At 65.2% G+C, this 12,456-nt stretch carries 7 protein-coding genes; 5 read left to right on the top strand and 2 right to left on the bottom strand.

The annotated features are described in order from the left end of the window. The first annotated feature begins 2 nt into the window (after positions 1-2). The 5 genes from NT151_01690 to NT151_01670 all read left to right on the top strand — a co-directional run bounded on the left by NT151_01690 (position 3) and on the right by NT151_01670 (position 8,178). On the top strand, positions 3-1,382 hold the full coding sequence (locus NT151_01690; GenBank protein MCX6537638.1) for a M23 family metallopeptidase: 1,380 nt from the start codon (positions 3-5) through the stop codon (positions 1,380-1,382). A gap of 230 nt (positions 1,383-1,612) precedes the next feature. Continuing rightward, positions 1,613-2,830, top strand: a complete 1,218-nt coding sequence (locus tag NT151_01685) for a DUF1015 family protein (GenBank protein MCX6537637.1) — start codon at positions 1,613-1,615, stop codon at positions 2,828-2,830. Between the two features lie 8 nt (positions 2,831-2,838). Beyond that, entirely contained in the window at positions 2,839-4,104 is a 1,266-nt protein-coding gene (locus NT151_01680) for an NAD(P)-binding domain-containing protein (GenBank protein ID MCX6537636.1), read from the top strand. Positions 4,105-4,159: 55 nt separating this feature from the next. Beyond that, positions 4,160-5,260: a 3-phosphoserine/phosphohydroxythreonine transaminase gene (serC, locus tag NT151_01675; protein MCX6537635.1), complete on the top strand. Its 1,101-nt coding sequence runs from the start codon at positions 4,160-4,162 to the stop codon at positions 5,258-5,260. A 179-nt stretch (positions 5,261-5,439) separates the two neighbouring features. Then, the gene (locus NT151_01670; GenBank protein ID MCX6537634.1) at positions 5,440-8,178 is read left to right on the top strand and encodes a TonB-dependent receptor; all 2,739 of its coding nucleotides are present in this window, start codon (positions 5,440-5,442) and stop codon (positions 8,176-8,178) included. 6 nt (positions 8,179-8,184) lie between these two features. Here the strand turns inward: NT151_01670 and NT151_01665 are convergent, their stop codons facing one another. Continuing rightward, entirely contained in the window at positions 8,185-10,842 is a 2,658-nt protein-coding gene (locus NT151_01665; GenBank protein MCX6537633.1) for a protein kinase, read from the bottom strand. A gap of 269 nt (positions 10,843-11,111) precedes the next feature. Next, positions 11,112-12,440, bottom strand: a complete 1,329-nt coding sequence (locus NT151_01660) for a cyclic 2,3-diphosphoglycerate synthase (GenBank protein ID MCX6537632.1) — start codon at positions 12,438-12,440, stop codon at positions 11,112-11,114. Positions 12,441-12,456: the final 16 nt, after the last annotated feature.

Below are 12,456 nucleotides of genomic sequence, written 5' to 3'. Positions count from 1 at the left end.
TGGTGAAAGTCCCCCGTCTTCTGGTGTTGGCGCTGGTCTCCAGTGCACTTATGCTGGCCGGTGCGGCCGGGTGCGCGAAGGAGACCGGCCCGCCCAGAGGCCTGGCGGCCGCGGCTGACATCCTTTTGTCCCCCGATACTGAGGAGATCGCCGACAGCGTTCCGCAGGCGACGACGCTGGCGAAATTGTTCAGGACATACCTGCCGCCCGACCGCGCCGAAGCCGCAGTCCGATTGGTATCGCTGCAGTTCAATCCGCGCAAGCTCCGGGCGAACCAGCGATTCACGCTGACGCGGACCCTCGACGGATGGCTGCGGGGGTTCGACTACGAGATCGATCTGGATCGCCGCCTGCGTGTGGCGCCAGCCACACCGGAAGCCCCACGAGAACTGGTGGCCGACATCGTCGAGTACAAACGGCAGGAGGCGACTGCCGCCATTGCCGGCCGGATCGACAAACAGACGCCATCGCTGTTTGAGGCGATGCACGCGGTCGGCGAGACCGATGACCTGTCGATCGAACTGGCGGCTATCTTCTCCGGAGAAGTGGATTTCAACAGCGGCATCCAACCTGGCGACCAATTCCGCGTCGCCGTTCACAAAGTGACGCGCGAGACCGGGACCGCGTCGTACGGGGCCGTGTTTGCGGCGGAATTCGTCAACGAAGGGCGCCATCTCAAGGCGTTCCGATTCACGCACCCTGACGGTACGGTGGGGTACTACGACGAGAACGGCCGGTCGCTGAAGCGATTCATGCTGTGGTCGCCGCTCAAGTTCGAGCCGCGGGTCACCTCCGGGTTCTCGTACAACCGGATGCACCCCGTGCTCAATATTGCGCGGGCGCACCTCGGGGTCGACTTCGCGGCTCCTATCGGTGCGCCGGTCGTATCGGTGGCCAATGGCGTCGTGACGCAGGCGGGGTTCTCCGGCGAGGCCGGACGTCTCGTCGCGGTTCGCCACAGCAGCGGGTACGAGACGATGTACCTGCACTTGTCGTCGATTGCTGTACGCGCGGGCCAACACGTGAGCCAGGGCGACCTGGTCGGGAGGGTCGGCGCGTCGGGGCTGGCGACGGGGCCCCATCTGGACTACCGGATTCGGAAGAACGGCGCCTACGTGAATCCGCTGGTCGAACGCCGTCGCATGCCGCCCGGCGAACCCATTGCCCCTGCGCTGCTGGTCGCGTTTCAGGCCGAACGTGACCGGCAGGCGGCGCTCCTGCCGGCTGAGGCGTCGTCCGCCGTGCCTGGGGCCGCCACGCTCCACCGTGGCCAGGACGCGGGCCGGGCTGGAGCCCGGCGTTCCCAGGAATACGTCCGCCACGCGGCTCGGGCCTCAGTCACCGTCTCCGCAACAGTCCGCCCACCAGCCTCGGCGCGGTAGGCACGGCGGCCGTTCTCCCGGCCTTGACAGTCCGCAGGCTTCTTGGTTCACTAGATGCGTCCGGGGTGCTATTCGCGGGCATCCCTGGAACACGTTGGGTTCCGGTTCGACGAGCGGACGGTTGCGGACCGCTCACCATCGGCCGGAACGAAGGTTCAGGCCCCTCCTTCTTCTTCTTCAGGCGGCGTTGCGCCCATGTGGGGACGCGGTGCTGCGGATCGCGAGTTCACATGGCTGTCATCCGTCCCTTTCGAGCCTTGAGGCCCGAGCCGTCGCTCGCCTCACGCATCGCGGCCGTGCCGTACGATGTGGTCAACACCGAAGAAGCGCGCGCGCTCGCCGCGGGCAATGACCTCAGTTTCCTGCACGTGTCCCGCGCAGAAATCGATCTCCCACCCGACACGAACCCGTACGCGGACATCGTGTATCGGATCGCCGCCGGGCAGTTCGCACGAATGCGGCCGCACATGGTCGAGGAGAACGTGCCGGCCGTGTATTTCTACCGGCTGCGCATGGGTGCCCATACGCAGACCGGCGTGGCGGCGTGCTACTCGGTCGATGAGTACGACGCCGATCTCGTCAAGAAGCACGAGCGGACGAGGCGCGACAAGGAAGACGATCGCACGCGCCATATCACCGAGTTGCGCGCGCAGACTGGACCTGTCTTCCTGACCTACAGGGCGTCAGCCGCAGTCGACGCCGTCGCCGCGCGCGTCGCCACGATCGCGCCGCTCTACGACCTGGTGGCGCCCGATGGCATCAGCCACACCGTCTGGAAGGTGATAGGTGCCGACCTGGCCCAGGTCGTCGCGGCGTTTGGTGCATTGCCGGCCGTGTACATCGCCGACGGGCATCATCGGGCCGCCAGCGCGGCACGGGCGCGAAAGGCGATCGCGCGGGAGATTGGCAGGGATGGTGTCGTCGAAGCCGACTGGTTCCTCGCGGTGTCGTTTCCCGACAACCAGACGCAGATTCTTCCGTACAACCGCACCGTCAAGGACCTCGCTGGCCTCACACCCGACGCGTTTCTCCAGGCCGTCAAGGCCAGGTTTACGGTGCGCGACGGCGGACCTTCGACACCCGCGAAGAAGGGTGATGTGGCGATGCACCTGGCCGGCACGTGGTTCACGCTCGACGTCGGCGCGCGCGCCGGTGCCGATGTGATCAGCCGCCTCGATGTCAGCATCCTCCAGGATCACCTGCTCGACCCGGTACTCAAGATTGCCGACGTGCGAACCGACAAACGCATCGATTTTGTCGGCGGCATTCGTGGCACCGCCGAACTCGAGAAGCTGGTGGCTACCGGCAAGGCGGCCGTGGCGTTTTCGCTGTTCCCGGTGAGCGTCACCGATCTGATGGGGATTGCCGATGCGGGCGAGATCATGCCGCCCAAGTCGACCTGGTTTGAGCCGAAGCTGCGGGACGGGTTGCTTATTCACGCGATCTAGGAGTTCTCATGAAAGTACTCATTGCCGACAAGTTCGAGAAGAGCGGTCTTGACGCCCTGCAGGCGCTCGGTGTCGAGGTCCTCTACCAGCCCGATCTGAAAGATGCCGCGCTTGGCGATGCGTTGGCGTTGACGAAAGCCGACGTGTTGGTCGTGCGGTCGACCAAGGTGACCGAACCGATCCTCGATGCGAGCGCGCTGTCGCTGGTGGTGCGCGCCGGCGCGGGCTTTGACACGATCGATGTGAAAGCCGCCTCACGACGCGGCATCTACGTGTCCAACTGCCCCGGTCGGAACTCCATCGCGGTGGCGGAGCTGGCCTTTGGTCTGATCCTCTCACTCGACCGGCGCATTCCGGACAATGTGGCCGAGTTGCGCGCGGGCAAGTGGAACAAGAAGGAGTTCTCGAAGGCCAGGGGCCTCCATGGCCGCACGCTCGGCCTGCTGGGTTTTGGCAGCATCGGGCAGGAGATGGCCAAGCGCGCCCAGGCCTTCGGGATGAAGCTGGCGATCTGGAGTGAGATGGGCATCGAGGTCGGCAAGGACGGACTGCCGGTCGACCTGCCGCTCCTCATGCGTCTCCGTCCAGCGTCTGGCGCCCCGATGGAGCCGAACGTGCGGGTGTGCGAGACGCCGGCCGAAGTCGCCGCGCACTGCGACATCCTGAGTGTGCATCTTGCCCTCAACGACAAGACGCGGGGCGTCGTCAGCGCCGACGTGCTTGGCCAGTTGAAGCCAGGTTCGTTCTTCGTCAACACCGCGCGCGGCGAGGTGGTCGACTACAAGGCGCTCGAAGCCGCGGTCAAGGAGAAGAATCTGCGGGTGGCGATTGATGTGTATGGCAAGGAACCCGCCACGCCAGCGGGTGATTTCCTCGACCCGCTGGTGCAGTTGCCCAACGTGTATGGCACGCACCACATCGGCGCGTCGACCGACCAGGCGCAGGAGGCCATCGCTGCAGAGACCGTTCATATCATCCAGGTCTTCACGCAGACGGGCCGCGTCCCGAACGTGATCAATCTCGCGCGCAAGACGCCGGCCACGCATGTCCTGGTCGTCCGGCAGAAGGACCGCCCGGGCGTGCTGGCGCATGTGTTCGACCTGCTGCGCGAAGCCGGATTGAACGTCGAGGAAACCGAGAACATCATCTTCGCCGACGCCGAGGCGGCCATCGCGCGGCTCAATGTCGACGGGGAACCGTCGGCCGATGTGATCGCGCGGATCAAGGCGGGAAACCCTGACGTGCTGGATGTGCAGGTGGTGGCGATCAGCTGACGAGCACGGCCCGCACGACACGCGGGCTGCTCTGCTCTTTCTGGAGGAATCGATCATGGCAACAGCAACAGCGCGTGTCTTCAACTTCGCGGCCGGTCCGGCCGTGCTCCCGCTCCCGGTGCTCGAAGAAGCCCAGCGGGATCTGGTCAGCATGCCCGGCGTCGGCATGTCAATTCTCGAGATGAGCCATCGGGGCAAGTTCTTCGAGGGCGTGCTCCAGCAGACGGAGGCCGACATCCGTAAACTGGCCGACGTGCCGGACGACTACAAAGTGCTCTTCCTGCCTGGCGGCGCGAGCCTGCAGTTCTCGATGGTGCCGCTCAACTTCCTGCCCCGCGACGGCTCGGCCGATTACGTTGTCACCGGCGCGTGGTCGCAGAAGGCCGTCAAGGAAGGGAAGAAGGTCGGCGGCGTGAAGATCGCCTTCACGGGTGAGGCCACCAACTTCAACCACGTGCCAGCGCAGGGCGAACTCAAGCTCGATCCGACCGCGGCCTACGTGTCGTTCACCTCGAACGAGACGATTCACGGTGTCGAGTTCAAGTACGTGCCCGAGACGGGCCACGTGCCGCTCGTGTGCGACACCTCGTCCGACATGTTCAGCCGTCCGCTCGATGTGTCCAAACACGCCCTGATTTACGCGGGCGCTCAGAAGAACATCGGACCCGCCGGGGTGGCGCTGGTCATCGTGAAGGACGAGTGGCTGAAGAAGCGCGTCGACGATCCCAAGCTGCCGACGATGCTGAACTACGCGATCCACGCCGAAAACACCTCGATGTACAACACGCCGCCGTGTTTCGCTATCTACATCATGGGGCTCGTGATGAAGTGGCTGCTCTCGATTGGCGGCCTGCCGGGCATCCATGCCATCAACCAGCGTAAGGCGGCCAGACTCTACGCCGAGATCGACCGGACGGGTTACTACAAGGGTCACGCGCAGAAGGACTGCCGGTCGCTCATGAACGTGACGTTCCGGCTGCCGAGCGAGGAACTCGAGGCGAAGTTCGCGAAGGAATCGAAAGCGGCGGGCCTCGACGGCCTCAAGGGCCACCGGTCGGTCGGGGGTATGCGCGCGTCCATCTACAACGCGTTCCCCGAGGACGGCGTCGACGCGCTCGTGCAGTTTATGCGGGAGTTCGAGAAGAAGAACGGATAGGGACCACCACACGTCCACCGTGGGGGCGCAATCAATTGCGCCCGTGCGGGTTTTTGGCATGCCGTCCATCGACGACCGCTGGTAGTAGTCGCGCCAGTCCGTTAGCATCACGTGGCTGCCCCCCGGTTTCGAGCCCGCCCTGGCGGGTTCGCTCTCCTTTTGCCATTTCAGGATCGAACATGAACAAGCTGCACGGCTGCGTCGCGCGGATGTGGATCGGGGTGGCGATGATCGGCCTGGCAGCCGGCGTGGCCCTGGCGGCCGACGGCCCCGGCCGCGTGTCGGGCGTCGTACGAGATTCCAGCGGCGCCGTCATCGCGAACGCCAACGTCGCGCTGGTCACCGGCGAGCAGATGAGCGTGAAAACGGTACGCACCGGCAAGGACGGGCAGTTCGCGCTCGAGCAGCTCACTCCCGGGCGCTACCTTCTGGTCGTGTCGTTCCCAGGATTCAGCGACAAGCGCGTACCGGTGACCGTGTCAGCGACGACGCCGCGGGTGGTCGACGTGACGCTCGACGTGACGCCGGTTGAAGCCGAGGTTACGGTGACGGCCACGGCAGGCGTGGCGCAGGATGTCCAGGCCGTGTCACAGCCGATCAACGTCATCGAGAGTGGCGCCATCCTCGAGCGGGCCAAGGCCGTGGTGGCCCAGGCCGTCCTGGAGGAACCCGGGGTCAATCTCCTGCGCACCAGCCCGACGATGGCCGGGATTTACGTTCGTGGCTTGACGGGCAACAAGGTCAACATCTTTGTCGACGGCGTCCGCTATTCGAACTCGGCGCAGCGTGGCGGCGTGAACACGTTCCTCGATCTGATCGAACCCAGCAGCCTGCAGGCGATTGAGATTCTCCGTGGGCCCAACAGCGCCCAGTACGGCAGCGACGCCCTGGGCGGCAGCATCCAGTTTCTCTCGCAGGTGCCAAGCCTGTTGTCGCCGGGCGGTCCCGCCTGGCGCGGCGCGGTCACGTTCAGGGCGAACACGGCCGACGAGAGCGTCGGGACCAACGTGTCGGTCGGCTACTCGGCCGAGCGGTTCGGCATGCTGGTCAATACGGCCGTGCGCAAGATGAACCGGCTGCGCGCGGGAGACGGCATCAATTCCCACGCCGCCGTCACGCGTTTCCTTGGCCTCTCGTCCGACAAGCTGATGGCGGCTCGTCTGCCGGACACAGAGTTCACGCAGTATGGCGGACTCCTGAAACTCAACTGGACTCCGAGCTCCAGCGATCAGTTCGTGGTCAGCTACTCCAGGAACCAGCAGGACGGAGGAAAGCGGTACGATCAACTCCTCGGTGGTGATGGCAACTTGCAGGCCGATCTGCGGAACCTGATGCTGGATGCGTTCTACGTCAAGTACAACCGGGCCGGTCTCGGAATCTTCGACCAGGTGACCGCCACCTATTCGTTCAACACGCAGCGCGAAGAACGCGTCAATCAGGGTGGCAACGGCAATCCGCTAGCCTCCATCACGCACGAATACGAGCGGACGTATGCGCACGGCTTCCAGGTGAAGGCGGTCGCCAGGTTTGGCGACCGGCACGAACTGCTCGTGGGCGGCGAATTCTATCCGGAACGTATCAAGGCGCCGTCGTTCGCGTTCAACCCGGTGAACGGGGCGACGACGGTGCGGCGAGGCCGCGTGCCGGATGGTGCGACGTACCGCAGCGAGGGCCTCTACGTGCAGGACGCGTTTGAGATCGTGCCAGGCCTGCTCCGGGCGGTCGGCGATCTCCGCTACAGCGGGGCGCACTACCGCTCGCGTGCGTCTGACAGCCCCATCATCAACGGCAAGCCGCTGTGGCCAGACGACGCGCTCGACACCTCGAGCGTGACGTTCCGTGCGGGATTGGTGGCGACGCCGAAGCCCGGCTGGAGCTTCACGACCAACGTGAGCCGCGGATTCCGCGCACCGCATATCACCGATCTCGGCACGCTGGGCCTGACTGGATCGGGATTCACGGTGTCGGCGACCGAGCTGAAGGGACTGGGCGCCACGATCGGATCCGGAGCCGGCGCGACGGCGACCAGCACCGGGAGGACCGTTGCGGCCGCCGGTCCTGAGACCAGCCTCAGCTACGAAGGCGGCTTCGGTTACCGCAGCCGCCGCCTGTCGACAGAGGCGTCTTTCTTCGTCAACAGCATCTACGACAACATCACGTACCAGGCGCTCATCCTGCCGCAGGGCGCTGTCGGACTCACGCTTGGCGACCAGATGATCTCGGCGCAGGGAGCCACGGGCGTGGTGTACGTGCCGGCCTCGTCATCTCCGGTCCTGGTCCGGGTGAACTACGGGGACGCGCGCATCGTGGGATTCGAGCACCGGCTGGACTGGAGTGTCGCGCCGGGATGGTCGGTGGGCACGGTCCTCACGCTCCTGCACGCCGAAGACCCCGCGACCGGCCTCGCCCCGAACATCGAGGGTGGGACGCCCGGCCAGGATTTCTACCTGAAACTGCGGTACTCGGCGCCCAACGGCCGCTACTGGATTGAGCCGATCCTGCACGTTGTTGGCGAGCAGACCCGGCTGTCGACGCTCGATCTCGAGGACCGCCGGACCGGCGCGACGCGCACGCGGGCCAATATCCGAAACTTTTTCTACAACGGCGCCACCGCGCGCGGCTGGGTGTCGCCTGGGGCCGACGGCGTGGCCGGCACGGCCGACGATGTGTTAATCGTGACGGGCGAGACACTCGCCCAGGTGCAGAACCGCGTACTCGGAACGGCCGACTCGGCGCCGCTGTACACGTCCGTTCACGGCTACACGACCGTGGCTGTTCGCGGCGGGTATCGGTTCAATTCGAAACGCGAGATCACGTTCGAATTCGAGAACCTGACCGACAGGAACTATCGCGGCATTGCGTGGGGCCTCGACGCGCCCGGCCGCAGTCTGTCGTTCGCCTACGTCACGCGATTCTAGATGGGCTCACTTCTTGGCGGGTGCGCGGCGGCGCAGTTCCTCAAACCAGTTGGTCACCAATGCGAGTGCTGATCCGCGCCCGCCGACTGTGAGTTCCACGAGAAACCGATCACGGTCCGGCGTGACATCCCACGTCGTTCCGGCAGTCAGCTGAAACAACTCGCGCGGCTGGCCCACCGGCAGCGCTGAATCAGCGAGCAGTTCGACCACCATGAACGTCTGCGCCGGGACGCCGGTGCGATAGAACAGCTCCCGGCCGTTCTGAGCCCACCGTGGATCGTTGCCCCCTCCGGTTGAGATCCGGAGCTTGGGTCCGGGCCCCGGGAACGGCTGTATGTAAATCTCGCTGGTCCCGGACTCTGTCGACACGAACGCGACCCACCGGCCATCGGGCGAGATCTGCGCGTTGTACTCGGCGCCTGACGCGTCGTGCAGCGGCCGCGGCTGGACGGGCTGGCCGATTGCGCCGACTCGCGCCAGCAGAATCCGAGCTCGCTTGTCCGGGCCCGCCTGATAGTACGCCAGCGTCTTGCCATCAGGCGTGAAGGAGGTCGGGACCGCGGGAGACTCGGTTGCGAGCATGAGCGCCGGCTTGCCGCTGGCGTCGGCGGGGACCGAGTAGAGACCTTGTTTTCCGTCCTGCGTGCCGGTGAAGACGACGGTTCGGCTGTCCGGCGTCCAGACCGGGAAGTCATGGGTGCCACCAAAGGTGAGACGGGTCGGGATGCCGCGCTGGACGTCCAGCACCCACATATCCGCACCGCCTTTGTCGTCGCTGAATCTGTTTGCGACAAGTCGTCCGTTCGGCGACAACCGCCCGGTCCCCCATGTCTTCTGCGCCTCTCCAGGCAGGATGCTCGTCTTGCCTTTGCGGTCTGCCCAGGCAAGGGTGGTCCCGCGATTCGCCGACTCGTCCGCGACGTATGCCAGCAGGCCCGCGTTGGAGAAGGAGTAGTCGCCCGTGCCGGTCGAACCCGTCGTGGAGACCAACTCGATGACGGGCACTTCTCCACCTGCCACCGCGAGCCGGCCGAGGTCGAATGGCATCGCGAACAGCGTCGAGCCCCGCAGGTACGTCAGGTGGCCGCTCGCCGTGTACTGTCCATTGACGCCGCCCTTCGCAACGGCGCGGTATCCGCCTTTGACCAGATCGAGCACGGCGAACTGCTCGCCATCGGCCGACTTGATGGGCATGATTGTGAACAGGAGTCGCGTGCCGCCTGGCAGAAACTGCGGACGGATGTGCGCGGCCTCGCCCTTTGCGGCATCGACCGTCGTGAGCGGTTGCGGCGTGCCCGCGGAAGCGGCGACGCGCATGAGTCCCTTGCCGCCGGAGAATACGATCGTGTCGTCCTCGCCCCAGGTTGCTCCATTTCCGACGCCGCCGTCGCAGAGAGCAATGGACGTGCCGCCAGTAAGTGGAATCTTTCGGATCTTCGAAGGCTGGCTCGCGGTGCTGTACGCGATCCACTGACCGTCCGGGGAGAAGATCGGGAACAAGCCCCCTTCGGTTCCCGGGATCGGCTTACCCTCGAACTGATCGAGCATCCGCAACGTGAGAAACGAGGAACCACCGCTGGCGGTGGTATAGACCAGCTTCGTGCCATCGCGTGAGATGTTGACGAACGCCGAGAAATCCTTCAGGTGCGACACTGACCGCGTCACCAGTTGCGGTTGAGGCGGCGGCGTACGGACAATCGACCAGGTCACGCTGGCTGCGGCGATGACGACGGCAGCGATCCAGGGGAGCCATCGCGCAATCCCATGCGGTTGGCGCCCGGCAGTGAGCGCGGGCGCGGGCGCAGGCGGCGCGTCGGCCGGTGCATCCAGGCCGATCCAGACGTCGCCGATGTCGCGTAGACGACGCTTCGGATCGCGCTCCAGGCAGCGTTCCAGCACGCGACGGATCCTGGGCGGCGTGCCGGCCGGCAGCGCGCTCCAATCGATCTCCTGCCGCAGCACGGCCGCGAGCACATCGGAGACATCCTCTCCCTTGAACGCGCGCTGGCCGGTCAGCATCTCGAAGAGCACCACGCCAAATGCCCAGATGTCCGCGCGCCGGTCCACCGGCTTTCCCTTCGCCTGCTCCGGGGCCATGTACGCCGCGGTCCCGAGAATCATGCCCAACTGGGTGGCGTGCGCGGTGAGCGTTGGCGAATTCATCGCGTCGCCGCTCGCCGTCGAGATTGGATCGACCGCCCTGGCCAAACCGAAGTCCAGCACCTTCACGGTGCCATCCTCCCTGACCTTGATGTTGGCCGGCTTCAGATCGCGGTGGACGATGCCGTGTTCGTGCGCGGCCTCGAGCGCCTCGGCAATCTGACGCGCGATCGCCAGGGCCTCGTCGACCGGGACCGGACCCTGGGCGATGCGGTCAGCCAGCGTCGCGCCCTCGACCAGTTCCATCACGAGCGCGTGGGTGGCGCCGGTATCCTCGAATCCGTAAAGCTGGGCGATATTGGGGTGATTCAGCGCGGCGAGCACCTGCGCTTCGCGGCGAAACCGGGCCAGCCGGTCCGGGTCGCCAGCCAGCGCCGCGGGCAGAACCTTCAAGGCGACTTCACGGCCGAGCTTGGTGTCGCGCGCCCGATACACCTCACCCATTCCGCCTTCGCCAAGCTTCTCCAGGACTTGATACGGGCCAACCGTCGCCCCGATTATCATCGAGTCCTCTCGTTGGCTTCGGCGAGACCTCGCCGTAGTTCGCTCGCGTCGACGCCACCGCGAACGAAGGCGGGGCCACCGGCGCCGATGACGCCGACGACTTCGTACGGGCCCAGCCCGGTGCCTGCTGTCAAGGACATGGGAAGTGCCCTATCTTACCGCGCTTTCAACTCGCGGCGAGACCAAGCTCTACAAGCTTCCCGGCCCCGGCCCCGCGCCGCCAGATGACTTCCGCTTCTTCAGGACTGGCTTCAGCCCTTCGGCTGCGCTCAGGACTTCCGCCTCTTCAGGAATGGCTTCAGCACATCCATCAGGTCGGGCTTGCCGATCTCCTGCAACTCGTAGCTCACCCGCACGGTCGGCTTCTTGATCTTGATCAAGCGGTTCAGGTCGATCGGCGTGCCGATGATGACCGCGTCGCAAGGCACCTTGTTGATGGTCATCTCGAGGTCCCTCACCTGCTTGTCGCCGTAGCCCATCGCGGGTAGCAGCGTGCCAATATTCGGGTACTTCTTGAAGGTGGCGGTAATCGTCCCCACGGTCCAGGGTCGCGGGTCCACGATCTCGGAGGCGCCGAACTTGCCCGCGGCCACCACGCCCGCGCCGAATTTCATCTCGCCGTGCGTCAGCGTCGGACCGTCCTCGACGACGAGCACGCGCTTGCCGGTGATGTGCTCGGGATGATCAACCAGGATGGGCGACGCGGCCTCGATGATGATGGCCCGGCCATTGACCCGGCGGATGTTCTGTCGCAGCTTGTTGATGGCATTGATGTCGGCGGTGTCCACCTTGTTGATGATGACGACATCCGCGATCCGCAGATTGGTTTCGCTCGGATGGTAGAGCAGTTCATTGCCGACGCGCAGGGGATCGGCCACAACGATGTGCAGATCCGGCGTGTAGAAGGGCGTGTCGTTGTTCCCGCCATCCCAGAGAATGACGTCGGCTTCCGCCTGCGCCTGCGCCAGGATGTCGCCGTAGTCCACGCCCGCGTAGATGATCGTGCCGCTGACGATGTGCGGCTCGTACTCCTCGATTTCCTCGATCGTGCACTCGTGCTTCTTGAGGTCGGCAATCGACCCGAAGCGCTGAACCCGCTGCTTCTCCAGGTTCCCGTACGGCATCGGATGCCTGATGGCGGCGACTTTCAGGCCGTGCTCCCGGAGAATGCCCGCGATGCGGCGGGTGGTCTGGCTCTTGCCGGAGCCGGTGCGGACCGCGCACACGGAAATCACCGGCTTCGTGCTCTTGAGCATCGTCTCCGCCGCGCCCAGGATCTTGAAGCTGGCGCCAGCCGAGTTGGCGATCGACCCGCGATCCATGACGTAGGTGTAGGGCACGTCGCTGTACGCGAAGACGACTTCATTGACCTTGTGCTCGCGGATGATTGACTCGAGGTCCTCCTCGGCCAAAATCGGGATGCCCTTCGGATAGAGTTTGCCGGCGAGCGACGCGGGATAGCGCCGGTCGTCGATGTTCGGAATCTGGGTCGCAGTGAACGCAACGACGTCGTAGCGGGCATCGTTGCGGTAGACGACGTTAAAATTGTGGAAATCGCGCCCGGCGGCGCCCATGATGACGGTGCGGATACGTTTCATGACTCTCTTTCTCGCG

This window comes from Acidobacteriota bacterium (assembly GCA_026393675.1).
Classification (GTDB): Bacteria; Acidobacteriota; Vicinamibacteria; order Vicinamibacterales; family JAKQTR01; genus JBAXOX01.
Note: the sequence above shows the minus strand (reverse complement) of the source record. Positions and strands in the feature narration are given on the sequence as shown.

Bases quoted from the DNA above. Each gene is read 5' to 3' on its own strand.
- NT151_01670 (MCX6537634.1), top strand. From the start codon at position 5,440: ATGAACAAGCTGCACGGCTGCGTCGCGCGGATGTGGATCGGGGTGGCG.
- NT151_01685 (MCX6537637.1), top strand. From the start codon at position 1,613: ATGGCTGTCATCCGTCCCTTTCGAGCCTTGAGGCCCGAGCCGTCGCTC.
- NT151_01665 (MCX6537633.1), bottom strand. From the start codon at position 10,842: ATGATAATCGGGGCGACGGTTGGCCCGTATCAAGTCCTGGAGAAGCTT.
- serC (MCX6537635.1), top strand. From the start codon at position 4,160: ATGGCAACAGCAACAGCGCGTGTCTTCAACTTCGCGGCCGGTCCGGCC.
- NT151_01680 (MCX6537636.1), top strand. From the start codon at position 2,839: ATGAAAGTACTCATTGCCGACAAGTTCGAGAAGAGCGGTCTTGACGCC.
- NT151_01660 (MCX6537632.1), bottom strand. From the start codon at position 12,440: ATGAAACGTATCCGCACCGTCATCATGGGCGCCGCCGGGCGCGATTTC.